The 19,157-nt window shown below is 27.5% G+C and carries 15 protein-coding genes, 3 tRNA genes and 1 pseudogene; 10 read left to right on the top strand and 9 right to left on the bottom strand.

The window, feature by feature from the left end; all coding sequences use genetic code 11:
• Positions 1–253: 253 nt before the first annotated feature.
• Both BUA62_RS09635 and BUA62_RS09630 read right to left on the bottom strand, forming a co-directional pair.
• Positions 254–1,594 carry an FAD-dependent oxidoreductase gene (locus BUA62_RS09635; RefSeq protein WP_072865838.1) on the bottom strand — a complete coding sequence of 447 codons (1,341 nt, stop codon included), beginning with the start codon at positions 1,592–1,594 and terminating at the stop codon, positions 254–256.
• Positions 1,595–1,754: 160 nt separating this feature from the next.
• On the bottom strand, positions 1,755–2,969 hold the full coding sequence (locus BUA62_RS09630) for an MFS transporter (protein WP_072865836.1): 1,215 nt from the start codon (positions 2,967–2,969) through the stop codon (positions 1,755–1,757).
• Between the two features lie 117 nt (positions 2,970–3,086).
• On the opposite strand from BUA62_RS09630, the gene BUA62_RS09625 reads away from it, so the two are divergent.
• A complete protein-coding gene (locus BUA62_RS09625; protein WP_072865834.1) occupies positions 3,087–3,563 on the top strand; it encodes a metallophosphoesterase in 477 nt (158 codons plus the stop codon).
• Between the two features lie 64 nt (positions 3,564–3,627).
• On the opposite strand, the gene BUA62_RS09620 is transcribed toward BUA62_RS09625, so the two are convergent.
• The 3 genes from BUA62_RS09620 to BUA62_RS09610 form a co-directional block, all read right to left on the bottom strand.
• Positions 3,628–3,702 (bottom strand) — tRNA-Gly (locus tag BUA62_RS09620).
• 14 nt (positions 3,703–3,716) lie between these two features.
• Positions 3,717–3,802: transfer RNA gene (locus BUA62_RS09615), tRNA-Leu, on the bottom strand.
• Between the two features lie 26 nt (positions 3,803–3,828).
• A tRNA-Lys gene (locus BUA62_RS09610) sits at positions 3,829–3,904 on the bottom strand.
• Between the two features lie 287 nt (positions 3,905–4,191).
• On the opposite strand from BUA62_RS09610, the gene BUA62_RS09605 reads away from it, so the two are divergent.
• The 7 genes from BUA62_RS09605 (at position 4,192) to BUA62_RS09575 (ending at position 11,693) form a co-directional block, all read left to right on the top strand.
• The gene (locus BUA62_RS09605; RefSeq protein WP_072865832.1) at positions 4,192–6,690 is read left to right on the top strand and encodes an alpha-amylase family glycosyl hydrolase; all 2,499 of its coding nucleotides are present in this window, start codon (positions 4,192–4,194) and stop codon (positions 6,688–6,690) included.
• 274 nt (positions 6,691–6,964) lie between these two features.
• Positions 6,965–7,609, top strand: coding sequence for a TetR/AcrR family transcriptional regulator (locus BUA62_RS09600; protein ID WP_072865830.1), 645 nt, complete (start codon positions 6,965–6,967; stop codon positions 7,607–7,609).
• Positions 7,593–8,453 (top strand): ABC transporter ATP-binding protein, encoded by an 861-nt coding sequence (locus tag BUA62_RS09595; protein WP_072865827.1) that lies wholly within the window; start codon positions 7,593–7,595, stop codon positions 8,451–8,453. Before BUA62_RS09600 ends, BUA62_RS09595 begins: the two co-directional genes overlap by 17 nt.
• A gap of 11 nt (positions 8,454–8,464) precedes the next feature.
• A complete protein-coding gene (locus BUA62_RS09590; RefSeq protein WP_072865825.1) occupies positions 8,465–9,265 on the top strand; it encodes an ABC transporter permease subunit in 801 nt (266 codons plus the stop codon).
• A gap of 12 nt (positions 9,266–9,277) precedes the next feature.
• Entirely contained in the window at positions 9,278–10,072 is a 795-nt protein-coding gene (locus tag BUA62_RS09585) for an ABC transporter permease (RefSeq protein WP_072865823.1), read from the top strand.
• A gap of 78 nt (positions 10,073–10,150) precedes the next feature.
• Positions 10,151–11,008, top strand: coding sequence for a hypothetical protein (locus BUA62_RS09580; protein WP_072865820.1), 858 nt, complete (start codon positions 10,151–10,153; stop codon positions 11,006–11,008).
• Between the two features lie 22 nt (positions 11,009–11,030).
• A complete protein-coding gene (locus tag BUA62_RS09575; RefSeq protein WP_072865818.1) occupies positions 11,031–11,693 on the top strand; it encodes a type 2 periplasmic-binding domain-containing protein in 663 nt (220 codons plus the stop codon).
• A 39-nt stretch (positions 11,694–11,732) separates the two neighbouring features.
• Here BUA62_RS09575 and BUA62_RS09570 read toward each other — a convergent pair whose 3' ends face one another.
• The 3 genes from BUA62_RS09570 to ackA all read right to left on the bottom strand — a co-directional run bounded on the left by BUA62_RS09570 (position 11,733) and on the right by ackA (position 16,536).
• On the bottom strand, positions 11,733–14,489 hold the full coding sequence (locus BUA62_RS09570; RefSeq protein WP_072865816.1) for an FtsX-like permease family protein: 2,757 nt from the start codon (positions 14,487–14,489) through the stop codon (positions 11,733–11,735).
• A gap of 13 nt (positions 14,490–14,502) precedes the next feature.
• Positions 14,503–15,174 (bottom strand): ABC transporter ATP-binding protein, encoded by a 672-nt coding sequence (locus tag BUA62_RS09565; RefSeq protein WP_072865814.1) that lies wholly within the window; start codon positions 15,172–15,174, stop codon positions 14,503–14,505.
• A 141-nt stretch (positions 15,175–15,315) separates the two neighbouring features.
• Positions 15,316–16,536, bottom strand: coding sequence for an acetate kinase (gene ackA, locus BUA62_RS09560; RefSeq protein WP_072865812.1), 1,221 nt, complete (start codon positions 16,534–16,536; stop codon positions 15,316–15,318).
• Positions 16,537–16,868: 332 nt separating this feature from the next.
• Between ackA and BUA62_RS09555 the strand changes: the two genes are divergently transcribed.
• Positions 16,869–18,149 (top strand): Glu/Leu/Phe/Val family dehydrogenase, encoded by a 1,281-nt coding sequence (locus BUA62_RS09555; protein WP_072865810.1) that lies wholly within the window; start codon positions 16,869–16,871, stop codon positions 18,147–18,149.
• Positions 18,150–18,241: 92 nt separating this feature from the next.
• A complete protein-coding gene (locus BUA62_RS09550) occupies positions 18,242–18,865 on the top strand; it encodes an NUDIX hydrolase (protein WP_072865808.1) in 624 nt (207 codons plus the stop codon).
• 127 nt (positions 18,866–18,992) lie between these two features.
• Here BUA62_RS09550 and BUA62_RS11970 read toward each other — a convergent pair.
• Positions 18,993–19,157, bottom strand: a pseudogene (locus BUA62_RS11970) (IS1634 family transposase); the annotation flags it as partial.

Raw genomic sequence — 19,157 nt, 5'->3', positions numbered from 1 at the left:
AAACGCTAAAAAGAGGGTGGTGTGTGGCTAATTTTGCTTTTTATAAAAAGTTAACATTTGATATTTTTCGCTATATTTCAGCGTTATCTCTTTTTTTAAAAAAAACAATTGTCAAAGTCAGGAGCAAATGGATTTTACTCCTTCCCTTGAAACAAAATAATTAATAAATTTTTTGTATTACCTTTAAATAATTTGTGTAATTTTATGCACGAACTAAAAAACTGCCAGATTCCTGGCAGTTTTAATTCTAGAATTACATTTGAGCTAATGCTTGTTCAGCAGCAACTGCAAGAGGATAAACAGTAGGAGCAGCTGTTAATAATGGGTGTGTCCCAATTTGCATTGTAAGAAGGTCTTTTACGTTTACTTCTTTTTGTATTGCTAAACTAATAATATTTATTATTTCTCCAACACTTTTTCCGCCAACAATTTGAGCACCTAATAGCAAACCGCATTCTTTTGAGAATATCAATTTCATTATAATTTTGGAAGCATCAGCAAACTTACCTGGGTGCCTATCAACAACCTCTGCTCTTCCTATAATGACATCAAAACCTTCTGCTTTAGCAACAGCTTCTGTTATGCCTGCGGCAGCAAAGGCTTTACTTCCAATCATTGTAGAATATGCATTTAATGATCCTTTATTTGTTCTTAATAATTTCAATTTATATAAATTAGAAGCAGCTATTCTTGCATCAAACACCGCTGCGGAAGCCAACATTAATCTTGAAGGTTTACCTGTAAAATAGTCCTTATGTTGAACACAATCACCAGCAGCATATACATCTTTTATAGAAGTTCTCATATAATCATCTGTCTCTATATAGCCCCATTCTGAAATTTTTATTCCTAATTTTTTTGCCAATTCAGTATTAGGTTTATAACCTGTTGCTAATATTACAACATCAGCAGGAATTTCTTCCCCGTTTTCTAAAATAACTTTTTCAACCTTATTATCTCCAACAATTTCTTTAACTTTAGTACTTAGAAGCACTTTTACATTATCGCCTTCAATTTCTTGTTTAGCAATTTCACCAAAGTCACTATCAAAGGAAGCTGGTAATAAGTAGTCCCTTGCTTCAATTAAGGTTACATTCTTTCCTGATTTTTTTATTTCATCAGCTACTTCAACGCCTATAAAACCTCCACCAATAATAATTACATTTTTTGCATTTTTGATCTTTTCATGAACATTACCTAAATACTTATAATTTTTCGGAATAGTCATTACATTTTCCAGATCGTGTCCAGGAATTGGAATAACAAAAGGCGTTGAACCTGTTGCAATAATTAATTTATCATACTCAAATTCTTTTCCGCCCTTTGTTAATATCCTCTTATTTTCAACATTCCCATCTATTACTTCGTCAATTAAAACATCAATATTGTTAGCTTTAAATTTTTCTTCTATTCCCATATAATCTTTCTCCACTGCACCCAATGTATGAAATATATAGGGTATACCACATGGAACCAATTCTTTCTCTAATTTTTTGATAACCAGAATTTTTTTATCTCTATACAACTTTCTTGATGTTATTGCTGCTATTAACCCTGCTGCACTTCCACCAATTACAATAATATCATACTTCATATAATCACCTCCAAAAAAGTTATAATATTCACATATAATTAAAAATTTCTTCTTTATTATATCATATAAACATTTATCTGTCAATTAAATATATATGTGATAAAAAAAGTCAAAAATTAATACCCTTTTATAACGTTTATAAAAGGGTGTTGTTATATTTCTAAGTATGCAATTCAATTTTAACCAAGAAATATAAGCTAATTATTATCATCGCGCTTACAAAAGGCATTACCAAATTAAAACCTAAATATTTAATTATTGTACCTATAATTAAAGGCAAGATAGCTGTGACTATATTTAACGCTCCAGATATACCAACATATAAAGCTCTATTTTCATGAGTACTAATTTCAATTAAAACGCCTTCAAAACTCATCTGTCTTGCACTCAATGTAAAACCTGATATCAAAAAAATTATAGAATATATATAAGGTGTTGTTTTACTTAAAAACAATGATAATATAGGAAGAACTATCCCCATAACCGAACAAAAAAACAATACGTGTTTATAACCTTTCTTATGCAGGATTTTTCCCCAGACAATACTTGCAAGAACTATTCCTATCATTTGCAATAATAAAAAATTTCCTATCATATTTTTTGCATCTGGAAATGAATTTTTTGCAAGCAAAATATAAAAAGGTATAATAATAAGGCCAAATCCAGTTAAATTACTAAAAATCACATAATTCAATAAATTTCTGTCCTTAGATAAAATTTCTGGTATATTTTTTACCACTTCTATAAAAGAAGGAAATTTCTTATTTGTATCAATTTCCTTTTCTTTTATCAACCAAAAACCTAAAGAAGCTATAAAAAGTGAAAATGATGCAATTAAAAACATATTCGAATAATTCTTAGGATAATTTAACGTGTTTAATATATATTTTGCCAGAAATGCACTTATCAAAGCAAAAAAGCTGCGGGATATCTGTCTATAACTCATAAATTTTCTTTGAATTTCTTTTGTTGGAATTGATTTTCCCAATAGATCAGTGTAACTCACTCCAGCAAAAACGCCACTAAATGAAAATATAGAAATAATTATAATTATTAATGCCAATAACATTTTATCAGGTATACTTGAAGTTAAAATCAAACCTATTGCTAATAACGAAAATATCCTGAGATAAATACCTGTTAACAAATATGGCTTTTTTCTTTTTTTTGAAACTAAAAAACTAGCAAAAAACAGTTGTGCCAATAAAGGTACTCCAACTGTTATAGCAGTAACTATTCCAAGCAATATTTCACCGCCGCCAGCCTTTAATATTAAAGAAGGTATAACTGTATTTATTTCTATAAAAGAACTGGCAATGGCTAAAAATATAGCGTGCCAGATGAAAGCATAAAAGTTTCTTTTTATATTCTCCATCTTTTTACCTCCGTTGGTTTGTTTTGCTAATTTTAAAATAATTATATCATAAAAGTGGACAAATAATTTTAAATGAGATATAATGATAATAGACGGTAGCAAAGGAGGGGGTAATTTATGTGGTTGATAATTTCTGATACACATGATAATATGTATAAAATGAAGGAAATAGAAAAAATTATTGAAAGAGAAAATATAACTGCGGTTTTTCATTGCGGTGATTTTGTAGCACCATTTGTTTTACCTTATATTTTAAAAGAAGGTATAGAATTTTATGGTGTTTTCGGAAATAACGATGGTGAAAAATTGTTGTTGAACGAAAAATCTGGCAAACGAATTTTACCAGGACCTCGAGAAATCAAAATAGATAATTATAACATATTGATGATGCATGAACCATATTCTCTAAACGCTGCAGAAAAAAGTGGTTTGTATGATTTTATATTCTTTGGACATACTCATGAAATTGTACATAGAAAAACCGAAAAAACTATTATTGTTAATCCTGGTGAAAGTTCTGGATGGTTAACAAATAGAGCAACTATAGCTTTAATAGACCCGCATGATAAAGAAGTTAATATTATGGAGATATAAAAGATAATAAAATATGTTTCTTAAAAAACGAAAAAAGGCTCCGTAATGGAGCCTTTGATTGTTTTGGAGCGGAAAACGGGATTCGAACCCGCGACCCCCTGCTTGGCAAGCAGGTGCTCTACCACTGAGCTATTTCCGCACATAGTATAAATTTGGTGCGCGAGGTGGGACTTGAACCCACACGGGTAAATCCCACTGGATTCTAAGTCCAGCGCGTCTGCCAATTCCGCCACTCGCGCGATGGCAGAGAAAAGATATAAAAAACTGGTGACCCGCCTGGGACTCGAACCCAGGGCCCCTTGATTAAAAGTCAAGTGCTCTACCGCCTGAGCTAGCGGGTCACGCTCAATCCGAGTATTATTATATATTATTTTTATTCATTTGTCAAGTTAAGAAAAGATTTTTTTATTTAAGAAATCAAAAACATTCTTTTTCTATATATTTAATCTAAAAACTAAATGATAAATTTGTAATTTATTATTAGTGATTATATCTAATTATTTCTAATTATAAAAAAATATAACTGAATATAGTTAGATAATAACGAAATTTGACTATATTAAAATCGATAAATTTTGTTATAATTTCAACTGAATATAAAATTATAGATAAAGAGGAGAGTGTTAAAATGAAAAAAATGGCATTATTGTTGTTGTTAATGATTTCTGTAATATCTTTCTCTAGTATTAACTGGGAAGATCAAGTTATTTATTTTGTAATGATCGATAGATTTGCCAACGGGGATTTTAGTAAAGATGTTTTAACTAAAAATGGAATAGAAGCTGGTTTTGAAAATTCTAAATATAATGGCGGGGATTTGAAAGGTATTATATCAAAACTGGACTATATAAAAAATCTTGGTGCTACTGCTATATGGATTACTCCACCAGTAGCAAATCAATGGTGGGATGGTTATGTAAATTATGGTGGATACCATGGATATTGGGCTAGAGATTTAAAAAAAATTGATGAACATTTTGGAGATGTTAAAATATATAAAAAATTTGTTGAAGAGGCACATAAAAGAGGATTATATGTTATCCAAGATATAGTAACAAATCATATGGGCAATTTCTTTTTATATAAAAATGGCAAATATTTCTTAAATGATAAAAGTGTTCCAACAAATAAGCCAACTCAATACCCTTTTAATATGAATAATTATAATGATCCAGAACAAAGGAGAATGAACATATATCATTTTCCAACAGAAATTAAAAATCCTGATAAGCAAAACACTGAATTTGCAAATTTAGATGATTTAAACACAGAAAATCCTATAGTGATAGAAGCGTTAAAAGATTCATATAATTTTTGGATAAAAGAAGTTGGGATAGATGGTTTCAGAATAGATACTGCTATATATGTTCCTCATGAATTCTGGAAAAAATTTTTAAATGATAAAGATGGAATATATTCTACAGCTAAAAAACAAGGAAAAGATAATTTCATTGTGTTTGGAGAAGCATGGATAACTCCTTCACCATTTGATAATATAGGAGAAAAAACGTTAAAAGAATATTTTGATGATGGATATAATTCTATGCTCGACTTTCCATTATTAACAGATATAAAACGTGTTTTTAAAGAAGGGAAACCTACTTCATATCTTGCTTTTAGATTAAAAGAAAGACAACAATATTATGATTCAAAAAGATTGGTAACTTTTGTTGATAATCACGATATGGATAGATTTTTAAAAGGTGCGACTAAAAACGATTTAAAACAAGCTTTAACCTTAATTTTTACAATACCAGGTATTCCAACGATATATTATGGAACAGAGCAGGGATTTGAAGAAACTAGAGCAACTATGTTTAAAGAAGGATTTGCGTCAAAAGGGGTTGATCATTTTGATGAAAATAATGATTTATATAAATTTATACAGAGATTAACTAAATTAAGAAAAGAAAATGCAGTTTTTAGATATGGAAAAGTTGATGTTGTATTTGCTGATGAAATAGGTCCTGGAGTATTAGCATACACAATAAGTAATAATAATGATAAGTATTTGGTCATGATAAATACAAATGCTAAAAGAAAATATGCAACTGGTATAGATCTTGGATTAAAAAAAGGTATTGTTTTAAAGAATATATTTGCTTTAAATATGTTAGGAAAAGATATTGTATATAAAGGTACATTGAATACTCTGATGAATGGAAAAGCTGTTGCAATTTATAGAATAACAGATGAAATAAAATCAGTAAAAAAGAAAGATACCAATGTGAGAATAATAAATATAGAATCTGGATCAAGTTATAAAACAGATTTTGTTATTAAAGGTATAGCAAATAATGCTAAGAGTATAAAGTTAATAATTGATGGCGAAGAAAAGGAATATGCAACATTGAATTTAAATAAAAGAGAAAATGAAAAATGGCAAATTCCTGTAAAAATATCGGAATTTACACCTGGAAAACATAAAATCTTTGTAAAAGCCTATGGAAAAATACCTATTATTAATGCTTATTCTAAAACATATGAAATAAATATAGATATTCCTTCGAAAGATTTAGCATATGTAGAAGATAAGTTAGAAGATGATTTTGGGCCATTTGGAACATATAAATATCCATTAGATACCACATTTAAAAATCAGGCTGATATTAAAGCTGTTAAAATACAACAAATAGGTAAACAATTGAAAGTAGACTTGATAATGAAAGAAGTTACTGATAGTTGGTCTCCTGCAAATGGTTTTGATCATGTGACATTTCAAATTTTCTTTGATAATCCCGATAAAGAAGGTATTAAAGTTTTACCTCAGCAAAATGCCAAAATGCCTGATAATTTGGATTGGGATTATGAATTATATTTAACTGGTTGGATTGTTTCTGTTCATAGTTCTGAGGGTGCAAATAAAGATACTATGGGAAAACCGATTACGCCTGTTCCAACAATAAAGGTTAATAAACAATTAGCAACAATCAGTTTTACTATTCCTTTATCAGTTTTAGAAACAGATAATTTAAGTGGGTGGAAGATTTATATCACTACATATGATTATGATGGTATAGAATCAGTTTTAAGACCTTTAACTCCAGAAGGTGGTCAATGGGCATTTGGTGGAGGACAACCAACAGATCCGAAAATCATGGATGATATATTAATAAAAATAAACTAAACTATTATTACGTAGATAAAACACAATATATAGAAGAGTTAAAATTATTAAATGAAACAATGATAATCTTTATAATTATCTTTAATTAATAATTATTTTTTATAAATAACAAAAACCAGGTATTGGCCTGGTTTTTGTTTTTTTATATTTTTCAGCATAATATCAAAGTACATTCAAAGATTAAAAATGAAAAATCTTAATGTATTTGTAATATAAAAAAGTTATTATATGACTATAAGGTCATATGACTTTTAGGTCATAAGGAGGAGATTAAATGCCTAAAAAAACATTTTTTAATCTACCAGAGAAAAAACGTAAGAGAATTATAGATGCTGCGATAAAAGAATTTAGTATTTACTCTTTTTCAAAATCAAGCGTAAATAGAATAGTAAAAAATTCTAAAATTTCTAAAGGGAGCTTTTATCAATATTTTGAAAATAAAAAAGATCTATATAAATATATTATCGATTTAATTGCAGAGACAAAATTAAAATACTTGAATGATATTATCAATAAAAATATCGACAAAATAGATATTTTTTCTTTAATGAAAAATATGACTGATGTTTCGTTAAAATTTATAAAAGATTTTCCAGAATTTGCCCAAATTGGCTATTTATTTTTAAATGAAGATGAGCAATTTATAGAGGAAATCACTGGAAACTTAAATAATAAAGGAGAAAAAATGATTTTTTCTTTATTAAAACAAGCACAAGAAAAAGGAGAAATTTATGAAAATATTGATCTTAAATTTACATCATTTCTTATATTAAATTTAAATAATTCTATATTAGAGTATATAAAAAAACATAAAACAGATCTATCCTGGGATGAAATGGCTGATTTATCCAATCAAATAATATTTATTTTTGAAAACGGAATTAAAAAAAAGGAGGGGAATTATGATAAAAATAAGTAATTTGAAAAAATATTATGGCAAACACAAAGGTATCGAAAATGTTTCATTTGAAATTAAAGAAGGAGAAATTTTAGGATTAATTGGACCAAATGGGGCAGGGAAAACAACAACAATTAGAGTTTTAACAGGATTTTTAAAGCCAGATGAGGGAGAAGCTTTAATTGATGATAAAAAAATGCCATATGAAATTGATTTTATAAAAGAAGATATAGGATATATTCCAGGAGAGGTAAATTTTTATGGTGATATGAAAATAAATGAATTTTTATCTTTTAATCGATCATTTTATAAAAACATTGATTTAGAATATGAGAAAGAAATTATCGAATTGTTAGGTATAGAGGTTAATAAAAAGTTTAAAGCTCTATCTCTTGGAAATAAGAAAAAAATAGCAATTTTACAGGCTTTGGTTCATAAACCGAAATATTTAATATTGGATGAACCTACAAATGGGTTAGATCCATTAGTTCAACAAAAATTTTATAAATTAATAAAGAAACATAAAGAAAATGGAGCTGTTATTTTATTTTCTTCACATGTTTTATCTGAAGTTGAAAAATTATGTGATAGTTTTGCAATGATAAAAGATGGAAATATTGTAAAATCTGGAACAATAGAAGGTTTAAAAGATATCTCAAAAAAGATTGTTATAATATATGGTTTGAAATTAATAGATGATTTAAAGAAATATAAGTATAAAAATAATGAAAATGGAATATATACTTTTGAAGTAAAAAGTATTGAACTCAAAAATTTTTTGAATGTTTTAGTAAAAACAGATTTTAAGGATATAGAAATTAAAAATCCAGCATTAGAAGATATCTTCTTAGAATTATATAAGTAGGGTGTGAGATTATGACATTAATAAAGAAAGAATTTAAATTTAATTTTAAAAATTTATTTATATGGATTATAGTTATCACATTATTTAATATGTTATATGCATCTTTAACAGATTTTATGATAGAAAAATTGGAGTTTTTTGTAAAATTCCTTGAGAGAATGCCAAAACAATTTTTAAGTGCATTTAATATGGATGTTCAAATATTATCAAAACCCGAAGGGCTCATAGGGTCTGAAGGTATGACTTTTATGTTTATATTTTTTGGATTATACGCATCCATGTTGGCAAGTAAAATGTTTGCGGGAGAATTTGATAATAAAACTATTGAGTATTTATTAATAAAACCATATTCCAGGTCAAAAATTTATATTAATAAGATATTTGTTATTTTTATAGATATTGTATTATTGGCATTAGTTTTTTATGGTTCGATAGTTATGTTTTTTTTGATGTATGTTGATCAGGATTATAGTAATTTAGTATTGTTTGGTTTCTTCCTATACTTATTAACAACAGAGATTTTTTTCGCATCTATTAGTGTGTTGATTTCGTTATTTTTTCAAAAAAGAAAATTAACCAATTCAATAACACTTGGACTGCTATTTTTTATGTATTTTGGGGTTACTGTAACGGAGGGCGTAAAAAATACAGAATTTTTAAGAAGGATAAGCGTATTTTATTATATGCCGATTAGGGACATAGTTCTTAATCAAAAAATATATTATTTTAATATTTTTATGATAATTATTTTGTCATTATTAATTGTCTCTATTGCTCGAAAGATCTTTGAGAAAAAAGATATTATTATTTAGGGAGATGAAAAAATGTTATTAAAAAAGGAGCTAAAATTTAATTATAAAAGCTTTTTAATATGGTCAATGATTCTATTGATGTTTTCCTGGTTAGTAGCACCATTTATTGATGGAATAATGAAAGATGCAGATATGTTAACAGATTTTATTAACTCAATGCCAAAGTTTATTCTTAAAGTTTTTAATATAGATGAGTCATTTATTACACCAGAAGGTTTTTTTAGTGCAAAGGTTATGATTATGGCTGAAATATTTGCAGCAATATTTGCGATTTTATTGGCATCAAATGTTTTTGTAAATGAATATGAGACTAAAACAATAGAATATATTTTAACTAAACCAATAACAAGGAATCAAATTTTTCTGAAAAAAGCTTTTGCTGTGTTTATTTATTATACAATATTTGCAGCAATTTTTTGTGTAAGTATTTTATTGCTTTTTAATATTTATGTTAATTATGAATATAATGCAACGATTTTAGCCGGATTTGCGCTTTATTTATTTGTAATTGAAATATTTTTTGGAGCATTAACCATTTTATTATCTGTTATTTTTCAAAACTCTTTTAATACAATTTCTATTTCAATGGGAGTTTTTTTAATTATGTACGTAGGTGATATGTTTGGTACAGTAGTTGAAAAGTGGGAATGGATCAGATATATTACTATATTTAAATATATTCCGCTTGGAGATACAGTAAAATATTCTAAGGTTTATGTAAAGAATTCTATAATAATAATTTTACTAGGATTTTTAATAACTTATATCGCAAGTCAGATATTTAAAAAAGAAGATATTTTGATCTAAGTAGCATATTTGTTTATTTTTTGTGATATAATAATCATATATTAAAAAAATAGTAATAAAATTTCGGAGGGTAAAATTATGAAAAAAATAGTAGTACTACTGTTTGTTTTTTTGAGTGTAATAAGTTTTGCTATAAAATCAGATATTGTTCCGCAGCATGAAGAGGGTTTTTTTGTAAATTTTGAGAACATTGGCTTTTCATTCTCTAATGTTGAAATATCAACTGCACCATTATTGAATATTTTAGGTATATATAATTTAAGATTTAGATACTATCTGCAGGAAAATATTCTTGTATCTCTTAATGGTGGTGTGATTGATCCGTTCGTATTTCCTTCATATTTTGGAGAGCCCAGGCCTACAGGGGGATATTTATATATATATTATTTGAATACATATAATCATAATAATTTTAACTTTGATAATTTTTCTCTAAAAACTCATATTCAACCATCTCTGTATGGAGTTATGATGCATATTAATAAATTGGATAGTGAACCTTTTGACATGGGAGTAAATGCTATAACAATTAAGGGCTTTTCCCAATTGGGATATTATTTAACAGATAATTTAGAGTTGTTTGGAGGTGTTGAGGGAGGATATTTGCTTTCATTTAATGTAAATCCAGATCCTAATGATCCTGATTTCAATCAAGTTATAAGAAAGGCAAAAGAGGAATCTCTTTATTCTATTGGGCGTGGAGGTATAAGATTTTATTCAGGAGATGTATTTGGAGTTGAATTAGGATATAGAATAACATTAGTTGATGGATTTTTGAAAATTTTACAAGGTTATACTGCAACAGATTACATATATAATTCATTTAATTTAGTATCTATATATACATCTCTATTAAATGAGGACGATCCATTTAAAGATATTAATATTCCATTTATAACAACTGATTATTATTTATCTTTTACTGTAAAATTTTAACTTTTGAAAGGATGTGAAAATTATGAAAAAAATATTTGTTATTATTTTAATGTTTATAAGTTTTTTAGGATTCTCGTTGCCGATTTTGAATCCTTCACCAGATGTGGTTAATGAAGGGACTGTACAAGTAGTAATGGTTTCATCAGGTAGTTATGGACTTCGCTATGGTCTTTTTGGAATTATGGAAGTTGGATATTCTTCTGTAGAAGGTGATGGATATTTAAAAATAGGATTTGAAAATCTTTTAGGAGTTCCATTAAAAGTGGCAACAACTTATGGATATCTATTTGATGGTACAGGATTTGTAGTAAATGGAATTTTGGGGTATGAAGGAGAAAAAGTAAAAGTCTCAGGAGGGATGATGTTTAGTAAATCTCAAGAATATTCAGCAGATTCAATTGATCTTGTTGATTTATACGAATTAAATCCATTTGTTTCATTAAACGTTAAAATAGATAATATTTCAAATGTAAATATAGAAGCGAATTTTCCTGTTTACACAAGCAATTCTTCTGCTTCAAGAAGTATTCCTTCTTTAAGTTTATATGCAACGCAAAAATATGATAATGTCTTTTTTTATAAATATGCAGCCATATATGGAGGAATAAAATATGATTTTGCAACTGTAAAAATATTATTTGGTGTTTCTGGTGAAATTGAACTAATAAAAAATCCGGAAAATTAAGATATAAAAATTAAAAAAAGGGGGCTTTTGCCCCTTTTTTTAATCTAATGATCTCATTGCTTCATTAGGTGAAAGTTTTGATGCAGCTTTTGATGGTAAGTATATGAATATAACAGAAACAAAATAAAAAACTAATGACATTAATACTAAATTGTTATAGGGAATTTTAAATGTAGCCCCACTATCTGAAAAGAGCTTTAGAAAGATTAAATAACTAGTAAATGTTCCTGAGAATAATCCAATTAATATGCCTAATAATATTACTATTGTTGATTCTATAAAGAAGGATAAAAATATCATATTTTTTGTAAATCCTATGGCTTTTAACATACCAATAACTCTTCGTCTCTCATTAACAGCTTTCATCATTGTGATAGCTATACCAATTATTCCGATCATTAATCCGAAATATAAAAATGAATTGAATATACTTATCATACCTTGCGAGGCTTTTAACCCTAAATCAATCAAATCATCTGCAAAAATATAAAATTGATTTTTCTTTTTTAAATAATCGATAATTTGTGATTTGTATTCTGGATATATAGAAAAAAAGTATCCATGAATAGCCGATTTTATATATTTTTCAATATTTTGATTATTTATACTTATAACAGGTCCCATTGCTAAAGATTCGCTAAGTTTTGAAGTAACAGCAATTATCTTATATGTAATAGTTCCCATTATAGTATCACTCTGACTTGGTCCAAATGTTTGATTTGGAATGTATGCTGTGTATGTTTTGCCAAGTTCAAAATTATAACCAAATTTTGGGTCGGTTAACCTTTCAGGGATTATAGCAAAATTTGGATTATTAAAAGCTTTTAGCCATATTTCTTTATCTGATAGGTCCTTGAATTCATCAATAACTTTTTCGATTTTTATTTTGTTTTTTGTAAAAAATTCTTTTGATCCAAAAACAATACCATAATGTTCATTGTTTTTACTATTGGCAACCAGAAAATAAAATTCTCCAACATTTTTAATTCCATCAACCTTTTTCAATTCTTCTTTAGAAACTTTAATAGGGAATATATTTGTAGGCATCTCTACAACCACTCCATCAAATCCAGCAAATAAAGAATCACGAGAGCTTTTTAGTTGTAATTGATGGATATATGGCAAAATAGTTAATATTACTATTATAAATATAACCATTCCATATAATGTAATAATTGAGCCTGTTCTTTTTCGATTTCTCATAGGATAAGAGAAAGCTATCTTTAGAATAGGAACGAATTTTCCTTTTAACTTAATAATATTCAATAAAAAAACTTCTATAAATTTTAAATTAAAAGTTATTAACATAATTGTGGAAAGGAGAATTAAAAAACTTTTTATTCCCAAAAGAACAAAGTTGTCAATTTTTATTAATAATGCAATAATAAATACTATAATAGTAAAACTATTTTCTATATAGTATTTATACTTTTCAAAAGAATTTTTCTTTTTTTCTTCTTCTAAATCTTTTATAGCATTTACAATATTTAATTTTCCTATTGAATATGAATACCAAAATGTTATGGAAAGGGGTAATAAAAGTCCAACGGCAATACCTATTAATATAGAATTTGAAGATATATAGAATGAATTAATCAATGGAATTTCTCCAATAATATTTTCAAAAGATGATAGTGATTTAAATAATGTGGTTACTTTAGAAAAAGTAAATCGTGCAATTAGCACCCCGGTTCCAATCCCAAAAGGAACAGAAAACAGAGTATAAAAAATACTTTCATAAAATATAACATTTCTGATATCTTTTCTTTTAAAGCCAATTGCCCTCAAAACACCCAATTCTTTTTTCCTTTCACTTACCAACATGGAATACATATTTATTATTAAAACTCCACCAGAAATCATTGAAAATAGACTTAAAGCAAGAAAGATATAGGAAATTCCTCCTCTATCTACGGCTTTTATTTGATTCTCTTTTACAGGAATGAATTCTCCGGGGATATTCATTTCATTATAAATAGTTTTAATTTTATTGGTAAGAGAGTTTCCTTTAATATAATCACCTTTATTAGAAATTAAAATTTGATAGTAATTATTTTTAGGGATTTTTTCAATGGTTCTTCCAGCATTTAATGTGATAAATATTGTACCAACGCCATTGTTTGCGTCAAGACCTCTATAATTTAAAAGTCCTTTTGAATCAACTATTTTTACTATTGTAAATCTTTTTGGGAAAAGTATATTAATAGGGGAAGCGCCTGTTATTATTTCAATTTCATCTCCAGATTTAATATTTAATTTATCAGCTAATCTTTTAGTTATAATTGCTTCATTGTCCTTTAATTTTAAAAATTCCTCAGGTAAACTTATTTTATTTTCTCCAAAATCTAATATTAAATGATAATCCATTCCTACTATACTTGCCTGAGAAATTTCTGAAACTTTTAAACCTCTAATATTTCCTTTTTTTGTTACTGGGTATAATTTAAAGAATATAGGAATAACACCATCGATTAAGTCTTTTTCTTTTAATTCATTAATAAAAGGTTCAATTTTTGAATAGTTTATACTTATTTTGGAATTTATAACTTCATCAATTTCTCCAAAGTATAAATCAACACTTTTATATATATAATTTTTAAAAGAATCATTCATTCCTAAAGAGCCAATAATAAAAGTTGTACCAATCATAGAGCCTAATACCATTAAAAAAGATTCTCTTTTAATCCTAAAAATATTTCTAAAAGCTATTTTTAAAACATGAGAATGAAAAGAAGCTCGTATAAAAAAATAACTTAAAGATAATAAAGCAATTAATAAAATTATCCATGTTAACATAATATCACCTCAATTAATTTTGTTCAAATAAAAGGCCACTATCCATTTTTAATATTCTTTGGGTATATTCGGTGATTCTTGGATCATGAGTAACAATCACAAATGTTTGATTATTTTTTTCGTTTAATTCTTTTATTAAATTCATAATATTCATTCCAGTTTTGGTATCTAAAGCGCCAGTTGGTTCATCGGCCCAAACTATTTTTGGTTTTGTAACAAGAGCTCTGGCAATTGCTACTCTTTGAGCTTCTCCGCCACTTAGCATATTTGGGAAATTTTTCATTCTATCTTTTAATCCTACTTCGATCAATATGTTTTCGGCGATTTTTCGTGCTTTTTTTTCATTATACCCTAATATTAATAGAGGTAATTCTACATTTTCAACAGCATTTAATACTGGGATTAAATTGAAAAACTGAAAAATAAATCCCATATTTTTTGCCCTAAAAGTTGTTAATTCATCATCTTTTAATGTCGTAATATCAACGTTATTAATAATTATTTTTCCTTCAGTAGGTTTGTCAATACCTGATAAACAATTTAAAAGGGTTGATTTACCAGAACCGGATGGCCCCAAAATTGAAACCATTTCACCATCTTTTATTTCTAAATTTATCCCTTTTAAAGCGGGAACTTCTATTCCCTCATTTTTATAAATTTTCTTTAAATTAATAGTTTTTATCATCGTCTCACCTCCAGAGATTTAAATGTTTAAAAAATATTCATTTGTCATTATAATTATACACCAGAACATACGCTTTGTGTAAAAAAACAAAAAAAGAGAAGACATGAGTCTTCTCTTAAAAAATAAAATTATTAATGTTTATTATAATTTTAATTCATCTAATCCTTTTTCAATAATTTCTTTTGTGTCTCGTGCAATCATTAATTCTTCATTTGTTGGAATAACCATAGCAGTAACTTTTGAATCAGCAGTAGAAATTATTTTTTCTTCACCTCTAATATTATTAGCTTCTTTATCTATGGTAATTCCTAAATATCCAAGATAATTTTCAATTATTTCTTCTCTCATTATCGGAGAATTTTCTCCCACACCTGCGGTGAATACAATAGCATCAACACCGTTCATCGCAGCAGTATATGCGCCAATATATTTTGCAATTCTATATTCATAAATATCGAAAGCTAATCTACATACAGGATCCCCTTCAATAGCATTATCTTCAATATCCCTCATGTCACTACTAAAACCTTTTGTTAAACCTAAAACTCCACTTTTTTTATTTAATATATTAACAACTTCTTTTGCGGATAAGCCTTCTTCTTTTTCTAAAAATTCAACAATTGCAGGGTCAATATCCCCACTTCTTGTACCCATTACTAATCCTTCAAGAGGAGTGAAACCCATTGATGTATCTACAGAAACCCCGTTTTTAACAGCAGCTACAGAAGCGCCATTACCAACATGAACAGTAATAATTTTTAATTCATCATAAGGTTTTCCTAAAATTTCAGCAGCTCTTTTTGAAACATATCTATGACTTGTGCCATGGAAGCCATATCTTCTAATCTTATATTTCTCATAGTATTCGTATGGAAGAGCATACAAATAAGCTTTTGTAGGCATTTTTTGATGGAATGCTGTATCAAAAACACCAACTTGAGGAATACCAGGTAATAATTTCATAGCTGATTTAATACCCATTATATTTGCTGGATTATGTAAAGGAGCTAAGAAAGATAATGCTTCTATTGTTTTTAACACTTCATCAATAATCTTTACAGATGAAGCAAATCTTTCTCCACCATGGACAATTCTATGTCCTACAGCATCTATTTCTTTTAAATCTTTTAAAACACCATATTTTTCATCTGTTAATAAGTCTAAAACAAGTTTTAATCCAACTTCATGATTTGGAATATCATGTTCTAAAATATGTTTTTCACCATTTACTCTATGAACAATTCTCGAACCATCAATGCCGATCCTTTCAACTAATCCCTTCGATAACACATTTTCATTTGTCATGTCTAATAGTTGATATTTGATAGAAGAACTACCAGAGTTAATAACAAGTACCTTCATTTTTATTCCTCCCTTTGGAATTTTTATCATATTCATTATATCAAATAAATTTTTAAAATACAAAACAAGTTATTTTTGTTTATATTAATTCATAATTGATAATTTATTATTTTCTCCCATTTTTATAAAAATTCAAGTTAAAAATCACACATAATAAACAGGAAAAAATTTTCGTGAAAAAATTTTCATATTATATAATCTAAAGAGATTTTAATATCTAATCTGAAATAAATACTTATATACGTCCAGAAGTTACTGATATCAGAGTTGTTTTATTTAGTAAAAAAATTTAAAATAAAATTGAAGCTATTTTATTTGAGGAGGGTGCTGGCATGAGTTTATTTGAAAATGCATTAAAACAATTTAATAAAGCATGTAAAGTAATGGATTTGGATCCGAATTTGCAAGCAGTACTTTCAATGCCAAAGAGAGAGTTAACAGTTAATTTCCCAGTTAAAATGGATGATGGTTCAATAAGAGTATTTACAGGACACAGAGTTCAACATAATATCGCCAGAGGACCTGCAAAAGGTGGGATTAGATACCACCAAGATGTTACATTAGATGAAGTTAGAGCTTTAGCTTTTTGGATGACATGGAAATCTGCAGTAGTTGATATTCCATATGGTGGAGGTAAAGGTGGGGTTACAGTTAACCCTAAAGAATTATCCGATGGAGAATTAGAAAGATTATCAAGGAGATTTTTCTCAGAGATACAGGTTATTATAGGAGAAGATAGAGATATTCCCGCTCCGGATGTTAATACAAATGCACAAATAATGGCATGGTATATGGATACATATTCAATGAATGTTGGTCATTCAGTACTTGGTATTGTTACAGGAAAACCTTTAGATATTGGAGGTTCTAAAGGAAGAACTGAAGCAACAGGAAGAGGAGTTAGAGTTTGTGTTGAAGAAGCTACAGAATATCTAAGAGATAAAGGAGTATTTACAAAACCAAATGATAAATTAACAGTTGCAATTCATGGTTTTGGTAATGTTGGTTCATATGCTGCATTATTAACAGCTGAGGAAGTGGGTATGAAAGTTGTAGCATTCTCCGATAGTTCAACAGGTGTATATAAAGAAGATGGATTCACACCAGATGAAATAAAAGATATTATGGATTATATTTCAGCAAGAAAAACAAGATTAATTGATTATGATGGAGAAGTTCAATTCAAAAAAATTACAAATGATGAATTATTTGAATTAGATGTAGATATTTTAATTCCTGCAGCTATTGAAAATGTTATTACTGAGAAAAACGCTAATAATGTAAAAGCAAAATTAATTGTTGAAGGTGCTAATGGACCTATTACACCAGAAGCAGATGAAATTTTAAATGAAAAAGGTGTTTTAATAGTTCCTGATTTCTTAGCAAATTCTGGTGGAGTTACAGTTTCTTATTTTGAATGGGTACAGGGATTACAATATTATTTCTGGGAATTAGATGATGTAAGAAATGCTTTACACAGAAAAATGAAAGAAGCATTCTGGTCAACAATTAAAACAATGGAAAAATATAATACAGATATGAGATCAGCAGCTTATGTAATTGCTATTGAAAGAGTTGCGACAGCTACAAGGTTAAGAGGAATTTATCCATGATCAATTGAATAAAAATATACGGCAGGGCTTAAGCCCTGCTTTTGTTATTTTTTGGTATAATTAAAATGAAAACATTTTATGGGGGAATAGCAATGAATATAAAAATGATAAAAGAAATATTTGAAGACAAGAAAGCAAGGTTTGCAAAAGATTTCAAAGAATTTTCTGTGGTTGTTCCGCTAGTTGAGAGAAATGAAGAAATAAATATATTATTTGAAATTAGATCCCATAATTTAAGTCAGCCAGGTGAGGTTAGTTTTCCAGGTGGAGGCATTGAAAAAAATGAAAAACCATATATGGCAGGTTTAAGAGAATTAAATGAAGAAATTGGAATTGATATAAAAAAAGTTGAAAAAATTGCTGAATTAGATTATTTTGCAACACCTTTTAATTTTGTTATTTATCCTTTTTTAGTTTTAATAAAAAATTTTGAAAAAGAAGATTTAAATATAAATAAGAATGAAGTTGAAAAAGTGTTTTTTGTTCCATTAGATTTTTTTTTGAAAAAAGCACCTTTAAAATATAAAATTAATGTGAAAATGGATATTCCAGAAGATTATCCATTTCATTTGATTCCAAATGGTAAGAATTATAATTGGAGAAAGGGATATTATAAAACATATTTTTATATATATAAAGATAAAGTTATTTGGGGATTAACAGCGAGAATTATTGAGGATTTTGTAAATATAATAAGAAATTCCCGTCTATACTAATATATAGACGGGAATTTTACTCCTGACTTTGACAGTTGTTTTTTTTAGAAAAAGAGATAACGCTGAAATATAGCGAAAAATATCGATTGTTAACTTTTTATTAAAAGCAAAAGTGTCACCACACCCCCTAAATTTTATATTTTTCTTTAAATTCATTATAAGGTGTTATTATTTTTGGCAATGGGATATTTAATACTTTTAATATCTTTTGTCCTAACTTATTTATTTTTGTTCGGACTATTAAATGTTGTTTTGCTGTTTTAAATTCTATGTATTCCATATTTTTCAAAGC

Origin of the sequence: Marinitoga hydrogenitolerans DSM 16785 (assembly GCF_900129175.1) — a bacterium.
Lineage (GTDB): Bacteria > Thermotogota > Thermotogae > Petrotogales > Petrotogaceae > Marinitoga > Marinitoga hydrogenitolerans.
Note: the sequence above shows the minus strand (reverse complement) of the source record. Positions and strands in the feature narration are given on the sequence as shown.

Excerpts from the sequence above, each read along its gene's own strand:
- BUA62_RS09635 (WP_072865838.1), bottom strand. The coding sequence starts at position 1,594 with ATGAAGTATGATATTATTGTAATTGGTGGAAGTGCAGCAGGGTTAATA.
- BUA62_RS09630 (WP_072865836.1), bottom strand. The coding sequence starts at position 2,969 with ATGGAGAATATAAAAAGAAACTTTTATGCTTTCATCTGGCACGCTATA.
- BUA62_RS09625 (WP_072865834.1), top strand. The coding sequence starts at position 3,087 with ATGTGGTTGATAATTTCTGATACACATGATAATATGTATAAAATGAAG.
- BUA62_RS09605 (WP_072865832.1), top strand. The coding sequence starts at position 4,192 with ATGAAAAAAATGGCATTATTGTTGTTGTTAATGATTTCTGTAATATCT.
- BUA62_RS09600 (WP_072865830.1), top strand. The coding sequence starts at position 6,965 with ATGCCTAAAAAAACATTTTTTAATCTACCAGAGAAAAAACGTAAGAGA.
- BUA62_RS09595 (WP_072865827.1), top strand. The coding sequence starts at position 7,593 with ATGATAAAAATAAGTAATTTGAAAAAATATTATGGCAAACACAAAGGT.
- BUA62_RS09590 (WP_072865825.1), top strand. The coding sequence starts at position 8,465 with ATGACATTAATAAAGAAAGAATTTAAATTTAATTTTAAAAATTTATTT.
- BUA62_RS09585 (WP_072865823.1), top strand. The coding sequence starts at position 9,278 with ATGTTATTAAAAAAGGAGCTAAAATTTAATTATAAAAGCTTTTTAATA.
- BUA62_RS09580 (WP_072865820.1), top strand. The coding sequence starts at position 10,151 with ATGAAAAAAATAGTAGTACTACTGTTTGTTTTTTTGAGTGTAATAAGT.
- BUA62_RS09575 (WP_072865818.1), top strand. The coding sequence starts at position 11,031 with ATGAAAAAAATATTTGTTATTATTTTAATGTTTATAAGTTTTTTAGGA.
- BUA62_RS09570 (WP_072865816.1), bottom strand. The coding sequence starts at position 14,489 with ATGTTAACATGGATAATTTTATTAATTGCTTTATTATCTTTAAGTTAT.
- BUA62_RS09565 (WP_072865814.1), bottom strand. The coding sequence starts at position 15,174 with ATGATAAAAACTATTAATTTAAAGAAAATTTATAAAAATGAGGGAATA.
- ackA (WP_072865812.1), bottom strand. The coding sequence starts at position 16,536 with ATGAAGGTACTTGTTATTAACTCTGGTAGTTCTTCTATCAAATATCAA.
- BUA62_RS09555 (WP_072865810.1), top strand. The coding sequence starts at position 16,869 with ATGAGTTTATTTGAAAATGCATTAAAACAATTTAATAAAGCATGTAAA.
- BUA62_RS09550 (WP_072865808.1), top strand. The coding sequence starts at position 18,242 with ATGAATATAAAAATGATAAAAGAAATATTTGAAGACAAGAAAGCAAGG.